Source organism: Promicromonospora citrea (assembly GCF_013004695.1).
In the GTDB taxonomy this organism is placed as follows: domain Bacteria; phylum Actinomycetota; class Actinomycetes; order Actinomycetales; family Cellulomonadaceae; genus Promicromonospora; species Promicromonospora citrea.
Genome location: NZ_JABEMG010000070.1, coordinates 1 through 25,233, shown reverse-complemented (window position 1 = coordinate 25,233; position 25,233 = coordinate 1). Strand labels below are relative to the sequence as shown.

At 73.5% G+C, this 25,233-nt stretch carries 22 protein-coding genes and 1 riboswitch; of the genes, 6 read left to right on the top strand and 16 right to left on the bottom strand.

Features of this window, described 5'->3' with window-relative positions; translation table 11 throughout:
- Positions 1 to 24: 24 nt before the first annotated feature.
- Together purU and HLB15_RS14195 are read right to left on the bottom strand one after the other, a co-directional pair.
- Positions 25 to 888, bottom strand: coding sequence for a formyltetrahydrofolate deformylase (gene purU, locus HLB15_RS14200; protein ID WP_171106419.1), 864 nt, complete (start codon positions 886 to 888; stop codon positions 25 to 27).
- 27 nt (positions 889 to 915) lie between these two features.
- Positions 916 to 1,530 (bottom strand): GNAT family N-acetyltransferase, encoded by a 615-nt coding sequence (locus tag HLB15_RS14195; protein ID WP_212759875.1) that lies wholly within the window; start codon positions 1,528 to 1,530, stop codon positions 916 to 918.
- 87 nt (positions 1,531 to 1,617) lie between these two features.
- Here HLB15_RS14195 and HLB15_RS14190 point away from each other — a divergent pair, with 87 nt between their 5' ends.
- Positions 1,618 to 2,154, top strand: coding sequence for a GNAT family N-acetyltransferase (locus tag HLB15_RS14190; RefSeq protein ID WP_171106418.1), 537 nt, complete (start codon positions 1,618 to 1,620; stop codon positions 2,152 to 2,154).
- Between the two features lie 48 nt (positions 2,155 to 2,202).
- On the opposite strand, the gene HLB15_RS14185 is transcribed toward HLB15_RS14190, so the two are convergent.
- A complete protein-coding gene (locus HLB15_RS14185; protein ID WP_171106417.1) occupies positions 2,203 to 2,907 on the bottom strand; it encodes a hypothetical protein in 705 nt (234 codons plus the stop codon).
- A gap of 393 nt (positions 2,908 to 3,300) precedes the next feature.
- Positions 3,301 to 3,387, top strand: a riboswitch (ZMP/ZTP riboswitch).
- Between the two features lie 98 nt (positions 3,388 to 3,485).
- On the opposite strand from HLB15_RS14185, the gene glyA reads away from it, so the two are divergent.
- From glyA to HLB15_RS14170, 3 genes are all read left to right on the top strand, one after another.
- Positions 3,486 to 4,766, top strand: coding sequence for a serine hydroxymethyltransferase (glyA, locus tag HLB15_RS14180; RefSeq protein ID WP_171106416.1), 1,281 nt, complete (start codon positions 3,486 to 3,488; stop codon positions 4,764 to 4,766).
- 4 nt (positions 4,767 to 4,770) lie between these two features.
- Positions 4,771 to 5,652, top strand: a complete 882-nt coding sequence (locus HLB15_RS14175; protein WP_171106415.1) for a bifunctional methylenetetrahydrofolate dehydrogenase/methenyltetrahydrofolate cyclohydrolase — start codon at positions 4,771 to 4,773, stop codon at positions 5,650 to 5,652.
- A gap of 140 nt (positions 5,653 to 5,792) precedes the next feature.
- The gene (locus HLB15_RS14170; RefSeq protein ID WP_171106414.1) at positions 5,793 to 6,281 is read left to right on the top strand and encodes a VOC family protein; all 489 of its coding nucleotides are present in this window, start codon (positions 5,793 to 5,795) and stop codon (positions 6,279 to 6,281) included.
- A gap of 3 nt (positions 6,282 to 6,284) precedes the next feature.
- Here HLB15_RS14170 and HLB15_RS14165 read toward each other — a convergent pair whose 3' ends face one another.
- Positions 6,285 to 6,941 (bottom strand): trimeric intracellular cation channel family protein, encoded by a 657-nt coding sequence (locus HLB15_RS14165; protein WP_171106413.1) that lies wholly within the window; start codon positions 6,939 to 6,941, stop codon positions 6,285 to 6,287.
- 84 nt (positions 6,942 to 7,025) lie between these two features.
- The gene (locus HLB15_RS14160) at positions 7,026 to 7,754 is read right to left on the bottom strand and encodes an alpha/beta fold hydrolase (RefSeq protein WP_171106412.1); all 729 of its coding nucleotides are present in this window, start codon (positions 7,752 to 7,754) and stop codon (positions 7,026 to 7,028) included.
- Positions 7,755 to 7,932: 178 nt separating this feature from the next.
- Between HLB15_RS14160 and HLB15_RS14155 the strand changes: the two genes are divergently transcribed.
- Entirely contained in the window at positions 7,933 to 8,754 is an 822-nt protein-coding gene (locus HLB15_RS14155; protein ID WP_171106411.1) for an exodeoxyribonuclease III, read from the top strand.
- Positions 8,755 to 8,766: 12 nt separating this feature from the next.
- On the opposite strand, the gene HLB15_RS14150 is transcribed toward HLB15_RS14155, so the two are convergent.
- The 11 genes from HLB15_RS14150 to HLB15_RS14100 all read right to left on the bottom strand — a co-directional run bounded on the left by HLB15_RS14150 (position 8,767) and on the right by HLB15_RS14100 (position 24,012).
- A complete protein-coding gene (locus HLB15_RS14150) occupies positions 8,767 to 9,948 on the bottom strand; it encodes an ABC transporter permease (RefSeq protein WP_171106410.1) in 1,182 nt (393 codons plus the stop codon).
- Complete coding sequence (locus tag HLB15_RS14145) at positions 9,945 to 10,694, bottom strand: ABC transporter ATP-binding protein (protein ID WP_171106409.1); 750 nt, start codon at positions 10,692 to 10,694, stop codon at positions 9,945 to 9,947. The genes HLB15_RS14150 and HLB15_RS14145 overlap by 4 nt, the downstream gene beginning before the upstream one ends.
- Positions 10,691 to 11,749, bottom strand: a complete 1,059-nt coding sequence (locus tag HLB15_RS14140) for a permuted SH3 domain-containing protein (protein ID WP_171106408.1) — start codon at positions 11,747 to 11,749, stop codon at positions 10,691 to 10,693. The genes HLB15_RS14145 and HLB15_RS14140 overlap by 4 nt, the downstream gene beginning before the upstream one ends.
- A 145-nt stretch (positions 11,750 to 11,894) precedes the next feature.
- On the bottom strand, positions 11,895 to 13,127 hold the full coding sequence (gene galK / locus HLB15_RS14135; protein ID WP_171106407.1) for a galactokinase: 1,233 nt from the start codon (positions 13,125 to 13,127) through the stop codon (positions 11,895 to 11,897).
- Positions 13,128 to 13,175: 48 nt separating this feature from the next.
- Positions 13,176 to 15,251, bottom strand: a complete 2,076-nt coding sequence (locus tag HLB15_RS14130) for a beta-galactosidase (RefSeq protein ID WP_171106406.1) — start codon at positions 15,249 to 15,251, stop codon at positions 13,176 to 13,178.
- A gap of 116 nt (positions 15,252 to 15,367) precedes the next feature.
- Positions 15,368 to 16,504, bottom strand: coding sequence for a Fic family protein (locus HLB15_RS14125; RefSeq protein WP_171106405.1), 1,137 nt, complete (start codon positions 16,502 to 16,504; stop codon positions 15,368 to 15,370).
- 40 nt (positions 16,505 to 16,544) lie between these two features.
- Positions 16,545 to 17,540 (bottom strand): NAD-dependent epimerase/dehydratase family protein, encoded by a 996-nt coding sequence (locus HLB15_RS14120; RefSeq protein ID WP_171106404.1) that lies wholly within the window; start codon positions 17,538 to 17,540, stop codon positions 16,545 to 16,547.
- A gap of 73 nt (positions 17,541 to 17,613) precedes the next feature.
- The gene (locus HLB15_RS14115) at positions 17,614 to 19,197 is read right to left on the bottom strand and encodes a GMC family oxidoreductase (RefSeq protein WP_171106403.1); all 1,584 of its coding nucleotides are present in this window, start codon (positions 19,195 to 19,197) and stop codon (positions 17,614 to 17,616) included.
- On the bottom strand, positions 19,190 to 20,683 hold the full coding sequence (locus HLB15_RS14110; protein ID WP_171106402.1) for an aldehyde dehydrogenase family protein: 1,494 nt from the start codon (positions 20,681 to 20,683) through the stop codon (positions 19,190 to 19,192). The genes HLB15_RS14115 and HLB15_RS14110 overlap by 8 nt, the downstream gene beginning before the upstream one ends.
- Before the next feature lie 5 nt (positions 20,684 to 20,688).
- Entirely contained in the window at positions 20,689 to 22,779 is a 2,091-nt protein-coding gene (gene betT, locus HLB15_RS14105) for a choline BCCT transporter BetT (RefSeq protein WP_171106401.1), read from the bottom strand.
- Between the two features lie 93 nt (positions 22,780 to 22,872).
- Complete coding sequence (locus tag HLB15_RS14100; RefSeq protein WP_171106400.1) at positions 22,873 to 24,012, bottom strand: Mrp/NBP35 family ATP-binding protein; 1,140 nt, start codon at positions 24,010 to 24,012, stop codon at positions 22,873 to 22,875.
- Between the two features lie 124 nt (positions 24,013 to 24,136).
- Between HLB15_RS14100 and HLB15_RS14095 the strand changes: the two genes are divergently transcribed.
- A partial coding sequence (locus HLB15_RS14095) for a hypothetical protein (protein ID WP_212759874.1) occupies positions 24,137 to 25,233 on the top strand: 1,097 nt, incomplete at its 3' end.

The window sequence follows — 25,233 nt, the reverse complement described above, 5'->3', positions numbered from 1 at the left end:
GGCGGGGCGGGGGCGGGGGCGGGGTCAGCGGAAGACGACCGTGCGGCGGCCGTCCAGGAGGACGCGGCGCTCCGCGTGCCAGCGGACGGCGCGGGCCAGGGTGCGGCGCTCGACGTCCTCGCCGATGCCGACCAGGTCCTCCACCGTGCGGGAGTGGTCCACGCGCTCGACGTCCTGCTCGATGATCGGCCCCTCGTCGAGGTCGCCCGTGACGTAGTGCGACGTGGCGCCGATGATCTTCACGCCGCGGTCGTGCGCCTGCCGGTACGGGCCTGCGCCCTTGAACGACGGCAGGAACGAGTGGTGGATGTTGATGACCTGCCCGCTGAGGTCGCGGCAGAGCTCGTCGGACAGGATCTGCATGTACCGCGCGAGCACCACGAGCTCGGCGCCGGTGTCGGCGACCAGGCCGCGCAGCGTCGCCTCGGCGTCGGCCTTCGTGTCCGGGGTGACCGGCACGTGGTGGAACGGCTTGCCGTAGAACGTCGCGATGTCCTCGAGGTCGCGATGGTTGCCCACCACGCCGACGACGTCGATGGGCATGCGCTGCGAGCGCTCGCGGTAGAGCAGGTCGACGAGGCAGTGCGCGGCCTTCGACACCATGATCAGCGTCGGGATGCGGCGGCCGACGACGTCGAGCGTCCACGTCATGCCGAACCGCCCGGCGACCTGGTCCATCGCGGCGGTGAGCTCCTCGCGGGACGCGACCGACTCGGCCTGGACCCGCATGAAGAACAGGCCCGACGCCGGGTCGCCGAACTGCTGCGACTCGGTGATGTTGCCGCCGTGCTCCGCGAGCATCCCCGCCACCGCATGGACGATTCCCGGCTGGTCCGGGCAGGACAGCGTGAGGATCCAGTGGGTCGCGGGGCGTGCGGCGTCGTTCACGCGGTCAGGCTAACCCGACCGGCCGCGTCAGGCGCTGCCCTGTCCGAGCTCCTTGCGCATGACCCAGCGCCTGCGCCCGCCGCTCACGCCCGACGTCTCCGCCGCCCGCTCGAACCCCGCCTGCTCGAACAGGCGCACCGTGCCGACGTACCCGCTGATCACGTCGACCCGGTCGGGACCGGTGTCGGCCGGGTAGCCCTCCACCACCTCGGCCCCGTGCGCCCGCGCGTGCTCCACGGCGCCGGCCAGGAGATCGTGCATGAGGCCGTGCTTGCGGAACCCGGCGCGCACCACGAAGCACACGGCGACCCACGCGTCCCTGTCGTCGACGAACGGGATGGTGCGTGACCCCATGAGGCGCCGGTACGTCGAGCGTGGCGCGACCGAGCACCAGCCCGCCACGACGTCGTTCACGTAGGCCAGCACGCCCGGTCCCGGCTCGGTGGCGCACAGGTCGCGCATGTAGCCCGGCCGGTCCTCGTGGGCGACCCTGCTGTCCCGGTACGCCATGCACCAGCAGCCCTTGCCGCCCGGCTTCCTGACGCCCACCACCTCGAAGAAGTCGTCGTACCGGCCCACGGCGGAACGGACGTCGACCCGCACGTCGGTCCCCTCGGGCCACCCCGGTCTGCGCTGCGTCATGAGCCAGAACCTACGCCGGGCCACCGACATCCGTCCGCGGCCCGGTTACCGTCGACCTGGGCGCGCCACCTCTGACACGATGGCCCCATGAGCAACTCCACCACGACGATCACGCTGGTCGAGGACGACCATGCGGGCGAGCTCCTCACGCTGCGGCGCGCCGCGTTCGTGACCGAGGCCCAGCTGTACGACGACCCGAACATCCCGCCCCTGACCCAGACGCTCGCGGAGCTCCGGGAGGACCTGGCGCGCGACGACGTCGTGACGATCGGCGCGTGGGAGGGCCACCGGATGATCGGCTCGGTGCGCGTGGAGATCGAGGGGGAGAAGGCGACGCTCGGCCGGCTGGCCGTGGCGCCCGACAAGCAGGGCCGCGGCATCGGCACGGAGATGCTCTTCGCCGTGCTGCCGTACCTGCCCAAGGAGACCAAGGAGATCTGGGTCTTCACGGGCAAGGACTCCAAGCAGAACCTCGCGATGTACACGAAGCACGGCTACGAGGAGCAGTACGACAAGGCCGCGGGCGACCTCACCTACACCTACCTGCGCCGCGTCCTCGGCGCGGCGGGCGCACGGCTCGACGCGGGCACACCGGCGGAGCAGGGCACGCCCCAGCAGGCCTGAGCGGGGCCCGCCGCGGCGGTGCGGTCGCCCGCGCCGCCGCGGCGCCGGCTACGCGGCGAGGCAGATCGTCTCGTAGCTGCGGTACGGGTCGAAGCCCAGCGCGAGCTCGTCGGTCGTGCCGTCCGGGCACTCGGCGCCGCCCATGAGCAGCCCGGTGACCTTGCGGCCGCCGTCGCCGCACGGGACCTCGGCGCCGTCCCCGTCCACGCAGTCGCCGACCACGAGCTGGCCGCCGCCCCGTCCGGTGTCGCCGGGGTGGTCGTCGGACAGGTTGCGCGCGCAGACGGACTGCGTCTCGCCGCCCGCCTGGCCGTCCTTCTGGAAGACGACGTCGGTACCGCCGGGGCAGTGCGCCTGGGCGGTCGAGACGGCGTCCTGGATGTCGAGGATCGTCACCGTGGCCTGGGAGTCGTCGCACGCGAGCGGGCGGTAGGCGTCGTCGTCCCCTGACGTCGGGTCGGGGCCGGCGCAGGAGTCGACGGCCCACGCGGCGGTCGGCTCCGGGGTGCCGTCCGGGCCGAAGAAGTGGAAGCCGACGGCGCCGATCACGACGGCGGCGACGACGAAGGCGACCACCGACCAGATCCAGTCCCGCGCGGTGTTCCTGCCACCGCGCCCACCGCGCCCGGCACGTGCGCCGCGGCCGCTCCGGCCGCCGGTGTGCTCGAGGTCGTCGGGACCGGTCTGCGCCGTCGCGACGGGGCCGGACTGCGGTGCACCGGCCTGCCGGGACACGAAGGGGGCCGAGGGCACCTGGCCCGAGGAGAGCCCACCCGGGGCGTACTGCCCCGGCGGCGTCGGGGAGGACGGCCGGTTCGGCGGGAACTGGCCCGACGAGAACGGACCCGCCGGGAACTGGCCCGACCGCGGACGGCCGCCCGACGGCGGCGAGCTGTCCGAGTCCTGGCGTGGGACACCACCCGTCCTCGGGCGGTCCTGCCTACGACGTCGGTCTGGCTGGTGTTCCGGAAAGCCTGCATCCGGTGACACGGGGGAGGGCATGGGCGGCACACTAGCGACGTCGGCGTGCCCAGCAAAAGGTCTCAGGTACTTTCGGCGAGATCTCGCCGTTCCGGCCGACCACCCTGCGAGCAATCCGCCCCTGCCCGAGGCGTCGACGACGCCCGTGCCGCGCCGCTGCTACGATCGTCGCGTCGCAACTGGCGTCAGGTGGATCACCACCGGGGAGCGACGAACCATGCCGACGACGGGTCGATCGCCTGGGCCCCGGGTCACCGTGCGAGAGATGCACGCGCCCGGCAGTCGTGTCGCGGCGCGTGTGCCCTCCACCGCCGTCCGACACGCCACCGTCCCGCATGAATCGAGGAGCTATGAGCGCATCGACTCCTGACCCGCTCGCCACCCCGCTCGCCGAGCTCGACCCCGAGATCGCCGCCGTCCTGGACGGTGAGCTGACCCGCCAGCGCGACACGCTCGAGATGATCGCGTCCGAGAACTTCGTGCCGCGCGCCGTCCTGGAGGCCCAGGGCTCGGTGCTGACCAACAAGTACGCGGAGGGCTACCCGGGCCGCCGCTACTACGGCGGCTGCGAGCAGGTCGACATCGCGGAGAACCTCGCGATCGCCCGCGCCAAGGAGCTCTTCGGCGCCGAGCACGCCAACGTCCAGCCGCACTCCGGCGCCCAGGCCAACGCCGCCGTGCTGCACGCCCTCATCAACGCGGGCGACAAGATCCTCGGCCTGGAGCTGGCCCACGGCGGCCACCTCACGCACGGCATGAGGATCAACTTCAGCGGCAAGCTGTACGACGTCGGCGCCTACGGCGTGGACCCGCAGTCGTACCGCATCGAGATGGACGAGGTGCGCAAGAAGGCGCTGGAGCACCGCCCCGACGTCATCATCGCGGGCTGGTCGGCGTACCCGCGCCACCTCGACTTCGCCGCGTTCCGCGAGGTGGCGGACGAGGTCGGTGCCAAGCTGTGGGTCGACATGGCGCACTTCGCCGGCCTGGTGGCCGCCGGTCTGCACCCGTCGCCGGTGCCGCACGCCGACGTCGTCTCCTCCACCGTGCACAAGACGATCGGCGGGCCGCGCTCCGGCTTCATCCTCGCCAAGGAGGAGTACGCCAAGAAGATCGACTCCGCCGTGTTCCCGGGCCAGCAGGGCGGCCCGCTCATGCACGTGGTCGCGGCCAAGGCCGTGTCGTTCAAGGTCGCGGGCTCCGACGCCTTCCGCGACCGCCAGGAGCGCACGCTCCGCGGCGCCTCGATCATCGCCGACCGCCTGTCGCAGCCCGACGTCGCGCAGGCGGGTGTCTCCGTGCTGACCGGCGGCACGGACGTGCACCTCGTGCTCGTCGACCTGCGCGACTCCCAGCTCGACGGCCAGCAGGCCGAGGACCTCCTGCACGACGCGGGCATCACCGTGAACCGCAACGCCGTCCCGTTCGACCCGCGCCCGCCCCGCGTCACCTCGGGCCTGCGCATCGGCACGCCCGCCCTGGCCACGCGCGGGTTCGGCGACGAGCAGTTCACCGAGGTCGCCGACATCATCGCGACCGCGCTCAAGGACGGCGCGTCGACCGACGTCGCCGCCCTGTCCGCGCGGGTCGCGAAGCTGACCGCCGAGTTCCCCCTCTACCCGGGGCTGTGACCCGATGACCGCACAGATCCTGGACGGGAAGGCCACCGCCGCCGCGATCAAGGCGGAGCTCAAGGACCGCGTCACGGCGCTGCGCGAGCGCGGCGTCGTGCCGGGCCTCGGCACGCTGCTCGTCGGCGACGACCCGGGCTCGCAGTGGTACGTCGCGGGCAAGCACCGCGACTGCGCCGAGGTCGGCATCGCGTCGATCCGGGAGGACCTCCCGGGAGACGCCACGCAGGAGGACATCGAGGCGGCGGTCCGCCGGCTCAACGAGGACCCGGCCTGCACCGGGTACATCGTCCAGCTCCCCCTGCCGAAGGGCATCGACACCAACCGCGTGCTCGAGCTCGTCGACCCCGACAAGGACGCCGACGGCCTGCACCCCACCAACCTCGGCCGGCTGGTGCTGCGGGTCAACGAGGAGATCACCTCGTCCCTGCCCTGCACGCCCCGCGGCATCATCGAGCTGGTGGAGCGGCACGGCATCAAGCTCGCGGGCAAGGAGATCGTCGTGCTGGGCCGCGGCGTCACCGTGGGCCGCCCGATCGGCCTGCTGCTCACGCGCCGCGCCGTGAACGCGACGGTCACCCTCACGCACACCGGCACGCACGACCTCGCCGCCCTCGTGCGGCGGGCCGACGTCGTCGTGGCGGCCGCCGGGGTCAAGGGCATCGTCACCGGCGACATGGTCAAGCCGGGCGCCGTGCTCATCGACGTCGGCGTCTCGCGCGAGACCGACCCCGGGACCGGGAAGTCGCGCGTGGTCGGCGACGTCTCGCCCGAGGCGGCCGAGGTCGCGGGCTGGGTGTCGCCCAACCCGGGCGGGGTCGGCCCGATGACGCGCGCGATGCTGCTGGCGAACGTGGTCGAGTCGGCGGAGCGCTCGCTCGTCTGAGCCACCCGGACGCACGAGACGGTCGCCCCACGGAGGTTCGTGGGGCGACCGTCCCCGTGTCCGGGCCCGGCGTGCGATGAGTTCGGCGGGGGACCGGCGTCTACCCCGGGGAGAGCATCCCTATCTCCCTGGAGGCCGTCATGGTCAGCGTCCGACCCCATCTCTGGTTCGGCAACAACAAGGGTGCCGAGGCCGCGGCGTTCTACGCCGAGCACATCCCCGGCTCGTCCGTCGACCGCGTGCACAAGGCGCCGGAGGGTGTGCCCGGCGTCGAGCCCGGCGCCGAGTTCGTCGTCGAGTTCACGGTGGCCGGGCAGCCGGTGACCGGGCTCAACGCCGGCCCGCACCTCATGCTCGACGACGCCTTCTCCTTCTACCTCCTCCTCGAGGGCGGCCAGGAGGAGGTGGACCACTACTGGGACCTCCTCACGACGGACGGCGGCGAGCCGGGACCGTGCGGGTGGTGCAAGGACAGGTTCGGGGTGTCGTGGCAGGTGATCCCGAAGGAGCTCGAGGAGCTCTGCGGCACCTACTCCACCCCGGCCGAGATCGCGACGATGCAGGCCATGCTCACGATGGGCAAGCTCGACGTCGCCGCGCTCCAGGCCGCGCACGACGGGGCGGCCTAGCGCTCACCGCCGCCGTCGGCGCACGACGAGCGCCTGCTGCTCGGGGAAGGTCCAGCCGAACCGCACGGCGAGCAGGCGCACGAGCGTGGTGACGACCACGCCGGTGACGGCGGCGGGGAGCGCGGGCGCGCCCGCGGTGACGAGGGCGACGATCAGCGCGGCGCCACCGGCGGCCGCGACGGCGTACAGCGACCCGACGTGCAGCAGCGCGACGGGCAGCGCGAGGGTCACGTCGCGCAGCACGGACCCGCCGACGGCGGCGGCCGCGCCGACGAGCACGGCCGGGACGGCGGGCACGCCGAGCGCGAGGGCCTTCGTCGTGCCGATCGCGCCGAACAGGCCGATGACGACGGCGTCGAGCGGCACGATGACGGGGTCGAGACGGGCGAACAGCCGCTGCAGCGACAGCCCCACGAGGGCGGTCAGTGCCGCGACCAGCACGTACCAGGGTCCGTAGACCGCGACCGGCGGCACGCCGAGCAGGATGTCGCGCAGCAGGCTCCCGCCGAGCGCGACGCCGGTGCCGACGAGCACGGTGCCGAGCACGTCGATCCGGCGGTCGGTGAGGGCGCCGGCGAAGAGCGCGCCCTGGAGCGCGCCCAGCCCGACGGCGACGAGCTCGGCCCACAGCGGGATGCCGAACGGGGTGATGGTGTCCATGGCGGTACCCGGCCCCGCGGCCGGCCCCGTGACGCACCGTGCGGTGCGGCGGGGCCGGCGGGGCCTGTCCTCCGGCCGGTCGGGTCAGCGGGTGGTGGCCTGGGCGGCCTCGAGGATCGTGGCGGTCACGACGTCCGGCCGGGACACGGTCACGGCGTGCGAGGCGTCGACCTCGACAAGCTTCGCGTCCGCACGCTCGGCCATGAAGCGCGACAGGTCGGCGGGGATCGCCTCGTCCTTGGTCGCCGACAGCACCCAGGAGGGGATCGACCGCCAGGCGGCGGTGCTCGCCGGGGCCTGGAAGGCCGACAGCGCCAGCGGCCGCTGGGTGGCCGCCATGTGCGCGGCGGTGGTGGTGTCGACGTCGGCCGCGAACAGCTCGTGGAACTGCGCGGGGTCGATGGTCAGCTCCGTGGCCGTCGTGCCGTCCGGCGTGGTGTACGGGCTCGGCTGCGCCGCGCCGCCGAGGCGGGCGCCCGGGAACTTCTCGACGAGGTCGACCAGGCTCTCGCCGGGCTCCGCGAGGAAGCTCGCGACGTAGACGAGCGCCGTGACGTCCGGGTTGCCCTCGGCGGCGTGGCTCATCACGTGGCCGCCGTAGGAGTGGCCCGCGAGGACGACGGGGCCCTCGATGGTGGCGAGCACGTCGCGCAGGTACTGCGCGTCGCCCTCGAGGTCGCGCAGCGGGTTGGCGACGGCGACGACGCGGTGGCCGGCCTCCTGGAGCGCGCTGATCGAGCCGTTCCAGCTCGAGGAGTCGGCGTAGGCGCCGTGGACGAGGACGACGGTCTGCTTCGTGGCGGTGGTGTTCATGGTGGCCTCTCTCGGGTCTCTCGGTCTCTTCCGGAGGCCGGTGCCTCCGTCCCCCCGCGTAACGCGCCGTGCATGCAATATATTGCATGCCGGATGCGTGAGCAAGGACACACCGGAGGATCACCCCGCAGCGCGGACGGCCGGGCGGGATGTCGGAGGCGGCACGTAGGCTTCCCCGGTGCCTCTGATCGTCGCCACCGCCAACGTCAACGGGATCCGGGCCGCCGCGCGCCGCGGCATGCAGGCCTGGATCGACACCCGTCGGCCCGACGTCCTGCTGCTACAGGAGGTGCGGGCCCCCGACGCCGTCGTCCACGACCTGCTCGACGGCTGGCACGTGGCGCACGTCGAGAGCGAGGCCAAGGGGCGAGCGGGCGTGCTCGTGGCGTCCCGCCTGCCGCTCGGCGCGGTCCGTACCGGCCTCGCGCCGTACGGTCCGGGCGGCCCCGAGCCGGTCACCGACACCGGCCGCTGGGTCGAGGCGGACGTGGCGCTGCCGGACGGCGGCGTGCTCACCGCCGTCTCGACCTACCTGCACTCGGGGTCCACCAAGCCGGGCGAGGAGCACACGATGGTGGCCAAGTACGCCTACCTCGAGAAGGTGACCGCGCGGCTGGCCGAGCTGGCCGCGGCGCCGACGCCGAGCGTCGTGGCCGGCGACCTCAACATCGCCCACCACAACGCCGACATCAAGAACTGGAAGGGCAACGTCAAGAGCGCGGGCTTCCTGCCCGAGGAGCGCGCCTACGTGACGCGCTGGCTCGACGAGCTCGGCTGGGCCGACCTCGGCCGCCAGCACGCCGGGGACGGCCCGGGCCCGTACACGTGGTGGTCGTGGCGCGGCAAGGCGTTCGACAACGACGCCGGGTGGCGCATCGACTACCAGCTCGCCAACCCGGCGCTGGCCCCCGCGTGCCGCAAGATCGAGGTCGACCGCGCCCCGACCTACGCCGAGCGCTGGAGCGACCACGCCCCGGTCGTGGCGACGTACGAGCTCTGAGGCCGGGGCCCGTCAGTACCGGATCGCGTCGATCACCTTGACCCGCACGGCGTAGGTCGCGGGGATCAGGCCCGCCAGCGCACCGATCCCGACGGCGCACGCCATGCCGACGGCCGCGGCGTCGAACGGGAAGGGCGGCAGGTCGTCGATCGGCCGCCCGAAGACGAGCTCGATCGGGATGTACTTGATGACCGCGACGGCGATCACGACGCCGACGAGCCCCGCGACCGTCGTCGCGACGACCGACTCCATGAGCACGCCGAAGAAGACGCGCCCGCTCGTGGCGCCGAAGGACCGGCGGATGCCGATCTCCCGGATCCGGTAGCGCACGGTGACCAGGGCGATGTTGAGCAGGCCGAGCCCGCCCAGGAGCAGCGCGAAGCCGCCCACGCCGAGCACGACGTACTGCAGCACCTTGTCGAGCACGAGGTGGTCGGTCATCGGCGGCTGCACCACGAACGGCGCACCGGCCGCCGCGAGGTCGCGGGTCAGGACCCCGGCGAGCTCCTCGGCGATCTCCGGCGGCACCCAGAACCGGTAGCTGTCGACCGAGAGACGGTCCGGGAACCAGCGCGCGGCCTGGTCGAACAGCAGGAACGCGCGGGGTCCCTCCTCGGTCCACTGGACGGGCACCTCGCCGATCACGGTCGCGGCCACGGGGGTGGCGCCCTCGATCACCACCCTCGGGTGGGTGTCGGCCGGCGCGCCGTCGGCGTAGGCCTCGAGGAAGGCGCGGTTGACCACGAGCACGGGCGCGAGCCGGTCGGCGTCCGCCGCGGTGAACCAGCGCCCGCTGTCGAGGCCCTGCCGAGTGATGACGCCACGGTCGGGGTCGACGGCCGCCCACTCGACGTAGGTCCCGTCCGGGCCGCCGCGCACCGCGAGGTCGGCGTAGGCGTTCACCGAGTGGTAGCTGATCTTGTAGCGCGCGGCGACGGCGTCGACGAGCGCGTCGGTCTCGGCCGGCGTCGCCATCGCGCCCATGCCGCTCGACCAGGCCTCGAGCGTGGTGTCCCGGCCGACCATCCGCTCGTTCTGCTCCTGCATGGCCTGCCCGAACATCGTCACGGCGGCCGTGATCCCGGTGATCGCGGTGACGGCGCACGCGACCCCGACGAGCGCGAGCAGCACCCGGACCCGGTGGATCCGCAGCTCGTCCCAGGCCTCGACGATCGCACCGACGACCCCGGTCATGCGGGCACCTCGGTGCTGACGGGAGCGGTCTCGTCCACGGCGACGGGCGCGTCGAGGTGGACGGGCACGAGGACGCCACCGGCCAGCCGGAACTGCCGGTCCGCGCGGGCCGCGATCGCCAGGTCGTGCGTGATGGTGACGAGCGCGGCGCCGGTCTCGCTCGCGGCGTCGTCCAGGAGCGTCATGATCGCCCGGCCGGTCTCGACGTCGAGCGCCCCGGTGGGCTCGTCGGCGAGGATGACGCGGGGCCCGCGCACCAGCGCCCGGGCGATGGCGACGCGCTGCTGCTCGCCGCCGGAGAGCTTCTCGGGCCGGGTGTCGAGGCGGTCGCCGAGGCCGACCCGCGCGAGCGACTCGGCGGCCAGCCGCCTCCGGTTCCAGAACTGCTTGCCGCGCGCGTAGAGCAGGGGTGCCGCGACGTTCTCGAGCGCCGTGCGGCCCTGCAGGAGGTTGAACTGCTGGAAGACGAACCCGAAGTCGTCGCCGCGGCGGCGGGCCAGGGCGCGGCTGCGCAGGCGGCCGACCGGCGTGCCCTCCAGCAGGTACTCGCCGGAGGTCGGGGAGTCGAGCAGCCCGAGGATGTTGAGCAGGGTGGACTTGCCGGTGCCGGAGCGGCCGACGATCGCCACGTGCTCGCCCGACCCGACGGTCAGGTCGACGCCGCGGAGGATCTCCAGCGTGCTCTCGTCCGGGAGCGTGACGTGCCGGGTGACGGCGCGGAGGTCGACCAGCGCGGTGGCGGTCATCCGAAGCACTCCTCCTCGAACGCCTGCATGGTCGTCGTGTCGCCCACGGCGGCGGCCTCGTCGTAGGCGGTGGTGTCCTCGCAGTCGACGCCGCCCTCGGTGCCGTCCTCGACGGGCGTGAACTCGAGGATCTGCTCGCCCGCCTCGAGGCCCTGGGTGACCTCGACCTGCAGCCCGTCGGTGAGGCCGAGGGAGACGTCGCGCGGCTCCGGCTCGGCACCCTCCTCGGGGACGACCCACACACGGCCGGTCTGGGAGGTGCCGAGCACCGCGCTGATCGGTACCACGACGACGTCCTTCGCCGAGCCGTTGGTGATCTCGATCTCGGCTCCCAGGCCGGCGAACGCCTTGATCTTCCGCGGGACGGCGCACCGCACGGCGCCCGTCGCCGACTCGCCCGTCGCCTCCTCGCCGCCGGCGCCGGGGGCCTCGCCGATCGTGAGGCCGGTGCACTCGAACGGCGCGGGCCCGCCCTTGAGCGTCACCTGTGCCGAGCCCGTGGCGCCGACGAGCCGGTACTGCTGGTCGGCGGTCAGGGTGCCGGTGACGGCGAGGGTGCCGGGGGAGACGGTGCCGACGACCTCGCCCACGCTGACGGCCTGGTCCTGGAGCACGGTGACGTCGACCGTGCCGGAGACCGGCGCGAGCACCGAGGTCCAGGTGACCTTCGGCTCCTGCTCGGTGACGGTCTCCTCGCCTGTCTCGTCGTCCACCTGGACGACGGGGTCGACGGGCTCCTCGCTCTTGATCCACAGCACGCGCACGTCCTTGTCGGCCCGGGCGTCGTCGACCTCGATCTCGGCGACGACACCGTCCGCCGTCGCCCTGATCTCGACCGGCGGGTCGGTGACGACGGCGCCCGGCACCGTGACCGCGTTGGTGACGGAGCCCTTCTCGACGGTGAGCACCGGCTCGGTGATCTCGCCCGTCGGCTGCAACGCGTCCGGCGGGTCGAGGTCCGCGCCCTTGAGCGCCAGGGCGACGAGTGCCGCGGCGATCACGGCCCAGATGACGATCCGTGCGGTGGGGAAGACGTACTGGCGGACAACGCCCATGGGGTTCCTCGCGGCCGGGAAGTGGAGGCTGCACGGGGGCAGCCTCGCGACCCTAGTGCAGGCGGACGGCGCGGCGGGACGAAAACAGGGGGTGAAACGCCGAGGGCCCCGCACCGGACGGTGCGGGGCCCTCGGGCGTGCGGGATCAGGCCGCTGGTGCCGACGGCGGCGCGAGCAGGAACGCCGGTGCGGTCAGCCCGGCGTCGGCGAAGGCGCCGGCGACGGCCGCGACGACGGTGTCGACGTCGGAGCGGCGGACCAGGGCGATCGCGCTGCCGCCGAACCCGCCGCCGGTCATGCGGGCGCCGAGCGCGCCGGCGGCCACGGCGGTGTCGACGACGAGGTCGAGCTCGCGACAGGACACCTCGTAGTCGTCCCGCAGGGAGGCGTGCGAGGCGAGCATGAACGGGCCCACGTCGGCCGCCCGGCCCTCGCGCACGAGGTCGGCGAACCGCGCGGTGCGGTCCGTCTCCGAGACGACGTGCCGCACGCGACGGCGCAGCACGCCGTCGGGGTCGTGCGGCTCGAGCTCCGCCAGCGCGCGGTCGAGGCCGACGCCGCCCAGCGTCGGCGCGATCTCGCGCAGCGACGCGAGGCCGAGCAGCCCCGCCGCGCGCTCGCACGCCGCGCGCCGCGCGCCGTACTCGCCCGAGACGTGGGAGTGCTCGGCCCGGGTGTCGACCACGAGGAGGGTGAGCCCGGCGGGCTCGAGGTCGAACGGCACGGGGACGGCCGACTCCAGGGGATCGAGGCCGGGCCGGAAGTCGAGGAGCAGGGCGTACCCCTCGCGGCAGCGCAGGGACGCCGACTGGTCGAGCCCGCCGGTGGGCGCGCCCGCGATCTCGTTCTCCGCACGCCGGGTCGCGTCGACCAGCTCGGCGCGCCCGGCGTCCGACGTGGCGAGGCCGAGCCCGCCGACCGCGTCGAGGGCCACGGCGAACGCGGCCTCGAGCGCGGCCGACGAGCTGAGGCCCGCGCCGAACGGCACGCACGAGTCGACAGCGGCGTCGAACCCCGACACCTTGTGACCCGCCTGGGTGAGCGCCCACGCCACTCCGGAGACGTACGCGCCCCACCCGGTGACCGCGCCGGGCGCGACGTCGGACAGGCTGATCTCCCAGACGCCCTCCGCCTGGGCCGACACGAGCCGCACCCGGTCGTCCTCGCGCGGCCGCAGCGCGACGTACGTGCGGTGCGGCAGCGCCGTCGGGAGGCAGAGCCCTGCGTTGTAGTCGGTGTGCTCGCCGATGAGGTTGACCCGCCCGGGGGCGGACCAGACGCCGTCGGGCGAGCCCTCGAACGATCGCGTGAAGAGCTCCCCGACCCGGCGCGCGCCCTCCTCGGCGCTCCAGGCCTCGAGCCACTGCGGTTCAGTCATGGGGAACATTGTCTCTCGCCCCGCGGGGCGCGTCGTCGACCCTCCACGCTACGGGACGGTCCGCAGCACCCGGACGGCACCGGCGGGTACCGGCGCGGTGCCGTCGAGGGACGCCCCGGTGAGCAGGTCGGTGGCCGGCCCGTCGAGGGGGAGCGCCGCGTCGTCGTCCGTGTGGTTGATCGCCACGGTGTACTGCGTGGTGCCGCGCGTGCGGCGCACCACTTCCAGGCCCTCGGGCAGACCTGCCGGCGCGATCCCGGCTCCCGCGTACACGTCGGCCATGACCGTGGCGAGCGTGTCGACGTCGAGGTTCGTCGACACGTACCAGCCCGTGCCGGCGCCGTGCCGGTGCCGGGTGATCGCCGCGCCGCCCGGCTTCGGGCCGTCGACGTAGGTGCCGACGGGCTCGGCCCCGGCCAGGACCAGGTCGTCCGCCCACACCGTGCCCGTGAGGCCGATCGTGTCGGTGCTCGCGGCGCCCGCTCCCGCTGCCCCCGCGCGGTAGGCGACGGTGAGCGACTCGTCCGCGCGCAGCGGCAGGAACTCCTCGACCTGGACGCCGAGCGCGTCGCGCAGCGGGGCCATGAACCCGCCGGGGTGCACGGCGTCGTGCTCGTCGACGATGCCGCTGAAGTAGCTGACCAGCAGCGTGCCACCGGCCTCGACGTACGCGGTGAGGTTCGCGGCGTCGGCGGCGGACAGCAGGTAGGACGCCGGGGCGACCACGAGCCGGTATCCCGACAGGTCCTGACCGGGCTTGACCAGGTCGACCGTGAGGCCGTCGCGCCACAGGCGGTCGTAGAACGCGTCGACCCGCTCGCGCGGCTGTGCGTCCACGCTCGGGCGGTACTCCAGGCCCTGCGCCCAGAACGACTCGTCGTCCCACACCAGGGCCACGTCGGCTCGCACGCGCGAGCCGCGCAGCTCGGTGAGGCGGCCGAGGTCCGCGCCCAGCTCCGTCACCTCGCGCCACACCCGCGAGGCCGTCCCGGCGTGCGGCAGCATCGCCGAGTGGAACTTCTCGGCGCCGGCCCGGGAGGCCCGCCACTGGAAGAACATGATCCCGTCGGCGCCGCGGGCCAGGTGGGCGAGCGAGTTGCGCGCCATCTCGCCGGGCCGCTTGGCGACGTTGCGGTCCTGCCAGTTCACGGCGGACGTCGAGTGCTCCATGAGCAGCCAGGGCTTGCCGCCCGCGACCGAGCGCGTGAGGTCGGCGGCGAGCGAGAGGCCCACGTGGCCGCGCGGGTCGGCGGCCCAGAGGTAGTGGTCGTTGGCGACGAGGTCGACCTCCTTCGCCCACGCGAACAGGTCGGTCCACGGGCAGATGGTGGCCATGAAGTTGGTGGTCACCGGGGCCGACGAGTGCTCGCGGACCGCGTCGCGCTCGGCGACGAAGCACTCGCGCAGCGCGGCGTCGGAGAACCGCGCGAAGTCGAGCTGCTGCGCGGGGTTGGCGGGGGTCGTCGTGGCGGCGGGGACCCGGACGTGCTCCCAGTCCGCGTAGTGCTGGCCCCAGAAGGCGGTGCCCCAGGCCGCGTTGAGCGCGTCGAGCGTGCCGTACCGCGCGCGCAGCCAGACGCGGAACGCGCGCTGGGCGTGCACCGAGTAGTCGAACATGACGGGCGCGCCGTACTCGTTGTGCACGTGCCAGCCGGCCAGCGCCGGGTGCGAGCCGTACCGCTCGGCGAGGGCGTGCGTGATGCGCAGCGCCGCCTCGCGGTACGCGGGTGCCGTGGGCGCGAGGAGGCCGCGTCCGCCCGGCCCCATCACCGTGCCTCGGCGGTCGACGACGCGCGCGTCCGGGTGTGCGGCGTACAACCAGGCGGGCGGGGCCGCCGTCGGCGTCGCGAGCAGGATGCGGATGCCGCCCTCGTGCAGCAGGTCGATCACGCGGTCGAGCCAGCCGAAGTCGAACTCGCCCTCGCGCGGCTCGAGCAGCGCCCAGCTGAAGATGCCGACGCTGACGAGGTTCACGCCCGCCTCGTTCATCAGCCGCACGTCCTCGGCCCAGACCTCCTCGGGCCACTGCTCGGGGTTGTAGTCGCCGCCGTAGGCGATCCGGTCGACGCCGGGCAGCCACCCGTCGGACCGCGGTCCCGGGACGAAACGGGGCGTTGCGGGCATGGGGGTCCTCTCTCTGGTCCGTCAGGAGGCCGGGTCACCCCTGCGGGCGACCCTGCCGTCGGACCTACCGTACGGGGCAGCGGGCACCCGTGGGAATACGCTTCCCCGACGCTCGGCTACACCTGGTACGGGTCGACGAGCGAGAACGGCGTGCGCGCCTCCTCCAGCGCCGCCTCGGGAAAGGCGTCGCCGGCCACGTAGTACCTCGCGCGGGTCTGGCCGACCGGTTCGAGCACGTGCTGGGCGACGAGCGCGCGCAGATCGCGTTGGGCCTGCTGGACCTGGAGGTTCTCGGCTCGCTCGTACCGGCTGCGGCGCACGCGACCCGACAGGGCGACGTCGTGGAGGGCGCTCACGCTGCGCGGGCTCAGCCCGAGCGAGTCCACGAACGACTCCAGGTGGCGCAGCACCCGGCCCGACCGCTCGAGTCGCAGGCGGACGGACTGCGTCTGCTGGTGCGATGCCACGAGGTTGAACCTGACCCAGTTCGCGACGTCCTGGTCGGGAAGGTACGTCGCCCCGCGATCGGCGAGCTGTCGGTAGTACTCCCAGGTATTGCCGGGGCGGCCGAGCCACGCCTCGATCGAGGAGAACTCCGGCGCGAGGACGCTTGCCCGCGCGGTCACGAGCGTCTGCAGCGACCGCGACATCCTGCCGTTGCCGTCGGCCCAGGGGCGGATCGAGACCAGGTGGAGGTGAGCCATGGCTGCCCGCACCACGGGGTGGGTGCCGTCGTCGTCGTTCAGCCAGTCCACGAGCGCTGCCATCAGGCCTGGCACGTCCTCGACGGAGGGCGCGGTGTACACGGCGATGCTCGGGTCGCGCGTGTCGGTGACGTACACGGCCCCCTTGCGCCACTGGCCGGCCGGTCGGGCGGGGGTGTGGTGGTGGCCCTGGAGCATCCAGTGGAGGCCGTTGAGGAGGCCCTTGCTGTAGGCGAAGTCCGGCGCGTCGTGCAGCGACTGGATGTACGTCATCATGCGCTGGTAGGCGAGGGTCTCCTCGCGGTCGACCTCCGTCACGTCGACGTCGCGCTCGCCGTCCATGAGGTCCTCTGCGTCCACGGTGGACACGCGGAACCCCTCGATGGAGTTGGACGCCGCGACCGCGTCGGCGGTCAGGAAGCGGCGCAGGCCCTCCGTCCACTTCGTCGGCGTCGACCTCACCTGAAGGCGCAGCGCCTCGCGCTCGCGGTCGATGTCGTCGAGCACGCGGCGGTCATCGGGTGAGAGCGTGGGCGTGGGGAAGAGCATCCGCCCAGTGTAGGAATGACGGAATCATTGCGTCAATACATCAGTCCCTGCTGCGCACGGCGGCCAGCACCTCCTGCTCCTCGGCGCGCGTGAGTCCCGTGACGGTCGCGTCCGGCGTGGCGCGCAGCCACGCGAGCGTGTCGCGCGCGGTCTCGGCGAACGGCCGGGTCGCGAGGCCCGCCGCGAGCGACGTGGTGACGTCGTGGGTCATGAAGCCCTCGTCGGCGAGGTCGCCGGCCCAGAACGGCAGCGACCGCGGTCCCATCCACGGCCGCACGTCGTGCTCCGCGAGCACCTCCGGCGCCACCGGGACCAGCTCGGGGTGGGCGCCGACGCCATCCGCCACCGCCGCCAGCAGCTCGGAGCGCGGCGCCGGCGGGCAGACGGCGTCGAAGTCGCCGGTGGTGCGGTGCTCCGCGGCGGTGACGACCCACGCGGCGAGGTCGCGCACGTCGACGAGCTGCACCGGCCCGTCCACGGGCTCGGGCACGAGCACCGGCCGACCGTCGCGTGCCGCGTCGGCGAACCGGGCCGGCCAGTAGGTGAACCGGCCGCTCGGGTCGCCCGGCCCCACGATGAGCCCGGGCCGCACGACGAAGGCCGCGGCGACGCCCGCGCGGACCAGGTTCTCGCACGCCACCTTCATGGCGCCGTAGACCTCGGGGCCGGAGGCCGGGTCCTCGTCGGTCTCCACCGGGTCCAGCAGCGGGAGGGTGGCGGGGGTGCCGCCCACGGTGGTGCTCTCCGCGTAGACGTTGATCGTGGACACGAACGTCCAGTGGGCGTCGGGGAACGCCGCCACGGCGCGGCGCACGTGCGACGGGATCCGCGAGACGTCGACGACGGCGTCGAACGTCGCGCCGGTCAGCTCCGCCGGCACGTCGTCGGCGCGGTCCCAGCGGACGAGCGTCGCGCCGTCGGGCACCGTGCCGCTCGTGCCGCGGGCCGCGCACGTGACGTCGTGGCCGCGCTCGACGGCCTCCGCCGCGACGGCGTGGGACAGGAAGACGGTTCCACCGAGGACGAGGATGCGCATGGGCCCACCGAACCGCATCGCGGGCCGCGGGGCCACGGGGATCTGCTGACCGCGTATCCCCGAGGCCACCGGCTCAGACGGCGGCCCGCTCCTCCGTGAGGAAGTCCGCGCACCGCTCGCCGATCATCATCACGGTGATGTTCGGGTTGACCGTCGTGATCTCCGGCATCACGGACGCGTCGGCCACGCGCAGCCCCGTGACGCCCTTGACCCGCAGGCGGGGGTCGAGCGGCGAGGAGTCGTCGTCGGGCGCACCCATCCGCACCGAGCCGGTCGGGTGGTAGACGGTGTTGTGCGTGCGGGTGAGGTAGTCGGCGATCTCGTCGTCGGTCTGCACGTCGGGCCCCGGGTACAGCTCGGCGCCCGCCCACTCCCGCAGCGCGCTCTGCGCGACGATCTCGCGCGCGAGCCGGATGCCCTTGACCATGACCTGCATGTCGTACGGGTCGGTGAAGTAGCGCGGGTCCACCCGGGGCTTGTCCCGGAAGTCGCGCGACCGCAGCCGCACCGTGCCGCGCGAGCGCGCGTGCGTGACGTTCGGCGTGAGGCAGAACCCGTTCTCGGTGGTCGGGTAGCCCTGCCGGGCCGTGTGCATGTCGAACGGCACGGAGCCGTAGTGCATCATCAGGTCCGGCCGGTCCAGCCCCGGCTCCGTCGCGGCGAAGATGCCGATCTCCCACCACTGCGTCGACGTGGTCGTCATGGGCTGCTTCGCCTCCCACTGGATCACGCCCTCGGGGTGGTCCTGCATGTGGGAGCCGACGCCGGGCGCGTCCACCAGGACGTCGATACCGAACTCCCTGAGATGCTCGGCCGGGCCGATGCCCGAGAGCATGAGCAGCTTCGGGGAGTCGATGGCCCCGGCCGACAGCACGACCTCGTGGCGCGCGGTGAACGTGCGGTGGTGGATGAGGTCCGGGCCCAGCACCTCGACGCCCGTGCACCGCGTGCCGTCGAACGTCAGCCGCTTGGCGCGGTGCTCGGTGAGGATCGTCAGGTTGGGGCGGTCGAGCACCGGGTGCAGGTAGCTCACGGACGACGACGACCGCACGCCGTCCTCCCGCGCGTTGATCTGGAAGAAGCTCGCCCCCGTGACCACCGTGGACCCGTCGTTGAACTGCACGCGCGGGATGCCGACCTGCTCGCACGCGTCGAGCACCGCGACGCCGCACGGGTCGCTCGGCGGGATCTGCCGGATGCGGACGGGCCCGTCGTGGCCGTGGTGCGCGCCGGGCTGGTCGTTGTTCTCCAGGCGCGTGTAGTACGGCAGCGAGTGCTCCGCGCCCCAGCCGGCCGCGCCGAGCTCCTCCCAGTGGTTCAGGTCCTCGGCCGGTGCCCAGAACGCGATGCACGAGTTGTGCGACGAGCAGCCGCCCAGCACCTTGGCCCGCGCCTGGCGCATGAACGAGTTGCCGTTCTCCTGGGGCTCGATGAGGTAGTCCCAGTCGTAGCCGGACTCCAGGAGCCCCATCCAGCGGTCGAGCCGCAGGATCGCGTCGTCCCCGACGTCGGACGGACCCGCCTCGATCAGGGCGACCGAGACCCGCGGGTCCTCGCTGAGCCGCGCTGCGACGGCGGCGCCGGCCGACCCGCCGCCGATCACCACGTAGTCGAAGGTGCCGTCGGTGGCGGGCTGTGCCGCGGGCTGCTCAGTCATCGGTGCCTCCGAACCAGCCGGTCACCGCCGGCCGCAGGTTCTGGTAGATGTGCTTGGTCTCCTGGTACTCGGCGAGCCCCGCGTGCCCCAGCTCGCGGCCGAAGCCCGACTGGCCGTACCCGCCCCACTCCGCCTGGGGCAGGTAGGGGTGGTAGTCGTTGATCCAGATGGTGCCGTGCCGCAGCCGGTTCGCGACCCGCTGCGCCTTCCCGGCGTCCTGCGTCCACACGGCGCCCGCCAGGCCGTAGACCGTGTCGTTCGCGATCTCGACGGCTTCGTCCTCGTCCCGGAACGTCTCGACCGTGACCACCGGCCCGAAGGCCTCCTCGGCGACGGCCGGGGTGCCGCGGCGCACGCCGTCGAGCACGGTGGGCAGGTAGTAGAACCCGGCCTCCAGCTCGCCCGTGCCCCACCGCCCGCCGCAGCGGACGACGGCGCCGTCGGCGACCGCCTGCTCCACGTACGCCGTGACCTTGTCACGGTGGGCCGCGGAGATGAGGGGGCCGGTCTCGGCCGCCTCGTCGAACGGGCCGCCCAGCCGGATGCGCTCGGCACGGCGCACGAGCTCGTCGACGAACCGGTCGTGCACCGACTCCTCGACCACGAGCCGTGCCCCGGCCGAGCACACCTGGCCGGAGTGCACGAACGCGCCGTTGAGGGCGTTGTCCACGGCGGCGTCGAAGTCGGCGTCGGCGAAGATCACGTTGGGGTTCTTGCCGCCCAGCTCGAGCGCGACCTTCTTGACGGTCGCCGCGGCGTTGGCCGCGATGGTGCGCCCCGTGGCGAGGCCGCCCGTGAAGGACACCAGGTCGACGTCGGGGTGGGTCGAGAGCGGGCCGCCGGCCTCGGGGCCCGCGCCGAGCACGAGGTTGGCGACGCCCGCGGGCACGCCCGCGTCGGTCAGCACCTCCATGAGCAGCATCGCGGTGTGCGGGGTGAGCTCGCTCGGCTTGAGCACGAACGTGTTGCCCGCCGCGAGGCACGGTGCCACCTTCCACACGGCCTGCAGCAGCGGGTAGTTCCAGGGCGCGATGAGCGCGCACACGCCCACGGGCTCGTGGACCACCCGGCTGAGGACGTCGGCGCTGCCGGCGTCGACCACCCGCCCGGCGTCGACGCCCGCGAGCTTGGCGAACCAGCGGAAGCACGCGATGCAGTCGTCCATGTCGATGCGGCTCTCGACGAGGCGCTTGCCCGTGTCGCGGGACTCGGCGAGCGCGAAGTCCTCCTTGCGCTCGGTGAGCAGGTCCGCCACGCGGTGCAGCAGCTCCCCGCGGTCCGGCCCGGTGGTCTCCCGCCAGGGGCCGGCGTCGAACGCGCGGCGGGCCGCTGCGATGGCCCGCTCGGTGTCCGCGGGGGCCGCCTCGGAGACCTCGGCGACGAGCGAGCCGTCGGCCGGGCAGCGGATCTCGCGGGTCCGGCCCGCTCCCGCGGGCGTCCAGGCGCCGTCGATGTACAGGGTGCCGGTGGTGCGCGGTGCGTTCATGGTGCTCAGGCCTCGATCTGCTCGGTCTCGTGCGTCGGCGTGCTGCTGGCGTGCAGGAACAGCAGGTGCCGCTCGTACTGGTCCAGCACGTCGGCGATGAGCTGCTCCTTGGCGTAGCCCGTCACGTCGTAGCCCTGGGTGCCCTCGGTGAGCAGCACCTCGACGCGGAAGTAGGTGTCGTCCTGGTCGGAGGTGTTCATCCGGAAGGTCGGCGTGGGGTGGGCCTGCGGCCAGAGGGTGTAGGCGAAGGGCGCCTCGTCGCCGTGCTCGACGGTGAGGGTGAGGGCGGGCAGGCCCGTGTCACCGGCCGGCGCCTCGCTGCACGACGTGGTGATGCCCTGCTCCGCGAGCTCGGCCGACACCTCGTTGAGGGCCGGCCGCACCGTCTGGTCGAGGAACCGCAGCGTCTGGCGTCGCCCGGGGAACGAGACGAGCCGGGCGAGCCGCTGCCGCCACCCCGCGCCCTGCACCCCGCCCTGCTGGATGCGCCCCGACAGGCTGTTCGGCAGGGCGACCCGGAGGGTGTCGAGCTTGCGGCCCTCGGTGCGCAGCGCCTTGTACAGGGCGAACATCACGCCGAACATCACGAGCGAGAACGGCAGGCCCATGATGATGGTGCCGGACTGGAGCGTGGCGATCCCGCCGGCGACGAGCATGCCGAGCGTGAGCAGGCCCGTCGTGGCCGCCCAGAAGATGCGCAGCCAGATCGGCCCGTCGTCGCCCGCCCGGTGCAGCCTCGAGGTGAGCGTGGAGAGCACGAGGGCGCCGGAGTCGGCGGACGTCACGTAGAACAGCAGGCCCACGAAGATCGCCAGGCCGATGGTCAGGGGCGCGGCCGGGAACCGCTCGAGGAGGGCGAAGATGCCGACGGCGGGGTCGTTCATGGCGGCCTCGCCGAACGCGGCGCCCTCGGCCCCGCCGTTCCGGATGAGCTCCAGCGCGCTGTTCCCGAACACGGAGACCCACAGCAGGATGAACAGGAACGGCACGGTGAGCACGCCGACCACGAACTGCCGGATCGTGCGCCCGCGCGAGATGCGCGCGAGGAACAGGCCGACGAACGGCGCCCACGCCACCCACCAGGCCCAGAAGAACAGGGTCCAGGCGTTCAGCCACTCGGTCGGCGCCTCGAACGCGAACGTGTCCAGCGTCATGCCCGGCAGCCGCGTCAGGTAGTCGCCGAGGTTCATCACGAGCGCGTCGAACAGGAACGTGGTGCTCCCCGTGACCACGAGGAACAGCACGAGCAGCAGCGCGAGCACGACGTTGAGCTCGGACAGCCGCCGCACGCCGCGCTGGACGCCGGAGACGACCGACAGGGTGGCCATGACGACCGCGAGGCCGAGCAGGGCGGCCTGGACGCCGACACCGATCGGCACGCCGAGCAGCTCGGCCAGGCCGCGGTTGAGCATCTCGACGCCGATGCCGAGCGTGGTCGCCAGGCCGAAGATCGTGCCGAGCACGGCGGCCACGTCGATGACGTCGCCCAGCCGGCCCCACACGCGGTCGCCGAACAGCGGGTGCAGCGCGGAGCGGATGCTCAGGGGCATGTTGCGGCGGTAGGCGAAGTACGCGATCGCCATGCCCATCAGCGCGTACATGCCCCACCCGACGAGGCCGTAGTGGAACAGGGTCCACACGATCGCCATCCGGGCCGCCTCGACCGTGCCGCCGTCGCCGACGGGCGGCGCGAGGTACTGGGTCGCGGGCTCCGCGACGGAGAAGAACATGAGGTCGGTGCCGATGCCGGCGGCGAACAGCATCGCGGACCAGGTGAGCAGCCCGAACTGCGGCTTCGCCTGCTCCGGCCCGAGCTTGATGCGGCCGGTGCGGGACAGCGCGACGCCGATGACGAAGACGAGGAAGGCCGCGGCCACGAGGAAGTAGTACGCCCCGAACCAGTCGGCGATCCAGGCGACGACGACGCCGATGGACTCCTCGGTGGTCGTGGGCCAGATGATCGCGGCGAGCGCGACCACGAGGATCAGGACCGCCGACCCGATGAACACGGGTGGGTTGATTCCGGCGTGACGCTTTCGTGGCGTGTGGTTGTCCTCGGAGGCGGTAGCGGTCTCGGTCGTGGCCGGGATGCTCATGAGTTCCTTCGTCGGGGGTGCGGACTGCTTTACCGTACTAGTACCGGAAGGTGTGTCCACTCGCCCCGCGAAAGGCCTCGGCCCTCGGCCCCGTCAGACCGGCGCGAGCCCCAGGCTGCGCCCCGCCAGGCCGCGCCGGCGCCGGGCGAGGGTCGAGGCGACCTCGCGCAGCACCTTCGCGCCGGGCGAGTCCGGTGCCGTCAGGACGACCGGCGTGCCGGAGTCCCCGCCCTCGCGCACGGCCACGTCGAGCGGCACCTGGCCGAGCAGGGGCACGTCCGTGCCGACCACCTCGGTGAGGCGCGCGGAGACCTGCTCGCCTCCGCCCTCGCCGAAGACCGCGAGGCGCGAGCCGTCCGGCTGCTCGAGCCACGACATGTTCTCGACCACGCCGACGACGCCCTGCGAGGTCTGCGTCGCGACCGACCCGGCGCGCTCGGCGACCTCGGCGGCGGCGGCCTGCGGCGTCGTGACCACGAGGATCTCCGAGCCGGGCAGGAGCTGGGCCACCGAGATCGCGATGTCGCCCGTGCCGGGCGGCAGGTCGAGCAGCAGCACGTCGAGGTCGCCCCAGAAGACGTCCGCGAGGAACTGCTCGAGCGCGCGGTGCAGCATCGGGCCGCGCCAGACGACGGGCTGCCCCTGCGGCACGAACATGCCGATCGACACGACCTTGACGCCGTGGGCGATCGGCGGCAGCAGCATGTTGTCCACGCGGGTGGGCTGCCGGTCCACGCCGAGCATCCGGGGGATCGAGAACCCGTAGATGTCCGCGTCGATCACGCCCACCGACAGCCCGTCCGCCGCGAGCGCCACCGCGAGGTTGGCCGTCACGGACGACTTGCCCACGCCGCCCTTGCCCGACGCCACGGCGAAGACCTTGGTCATCGAACCGGGCTGCGAGAACGGGATGACCGGGTCGCCCGCACCGCCGCGCAGCGTCGAGCGCAGCGCCGCGCGCTGGTCCGGCGTCATCACGCCGAGCTCGACGTCGACGCCCGACACGCCGTCGACGGCGCTCGCGGCCGCTGTCACGTCGCGGACGAGCGTGGACTTCATCGGGCAGCCGGCCACGGTGAGGTCGACACCGACGGCGACGTGCCCGGCGTCGGACACCGCGACCGACCGGACCATGCCCAGGTCGGTGATGGGGCGCCGGATCTCGGGGTCGAGGACACCGGTCAGGGCGTCGCGGACGCGTGCCTCGAGCGTGGGGGAGTCGACGGGGGCCATGCCTCGATCCTAGGACGGCGGTCCAGCCCGCCCGGCCGGGTGCGACGCGGGCGCAGTTCCATGAATATGCAATGAAGCGCCGTGGGAACGGTACGCTGCGCACCACCACCGGTGAGGAGGGGCCATGACCGAGGCACACGTCTCCGCGCGGGTGCGGCGTGTCGCCTCCGAGGACGAGGCCAGGGACCTCGCGGCGGCACTGCAGCGGCCGGGCAGGGAGCGCCCGGTGGTGGTGATCTCCACGCCCGCGGGGCACGACGCGCCGTTCGTGGACCCGCAGCGCGTCGCCGAGGACGTCGACGGGCTGGCCGAGGTCGTCGTCATCCCCACGGGCGACGTGTCCTGGGCGTTCTCGTCCGGCATGCCGCCGGACACCCAGGTCTACGGCGGGGCGTCGCGCGTCTACGGCACCGACCTGGAGTGGGTGCACCACCCGCGCCGGTCCCCGCTGCACTTCGCCTACTCCCCGGACGAGGACGCGCGCGTGCACGACCGGCTGGTCGGCGACGTGATGCGGCTCGCGGTCCGCACGGGTCTCGTGGGGGCGTCGCGCACCACGCCGTGCACCCCGGTCACCCACGGCACCGTGCTCGGCCTGCTCGGCTCGCGCGCCCTGGTCAGCACCGACGACGGCGGTCAGGCCACCGTCGCGGAGGAGCTGGTGCTGCCTGACGTGCCGCTCGGCCGCGTGCTCGCGCCCGGCATGCGGGTCACCGGCGTGCTCGACCCGGCGCGCCGTCTGCTGGACATCCGGGGCATGCTGCCGGACGCCGCCACGCTGCGCCGGACGGTCCACGCGGCCTACCGCGTGGGCCGAGCGGTGCTCGGCCGGGTCGAGGCCATCGACGACGACGCGGTGCGCATCGCCCTCGCGCCGGGCGTCGTGGTGCGCGTGCGGCGGCCGCAGGTCACCGGCAACGACCTGGACTCGTTGCGCGACCTGTTCACCCCGGGGGAGGTCGTCGCGGCGCGCCGGTCGCCCGCGCCGCTGGAGGGCCTGGCCCTGCGGCTCGACGACGTCGACGAGGATGCCGACGCCCCCGTGCCCGCGATCGCGCTGCTGGAGGGCGGGCCGCCGTGGCTCGTGGCGGAGGAGGAGGTCGCCGACCCCGGGCCCGGAGCGGGCGCGGCCGGGGACGGCGAGCGGGACGGTGCCGGGGCCGTCGACGGGGGCGCGGAGGCCGGTGCCACGGCCGGTGACGGGGGCGCGGAGGCCGCCGG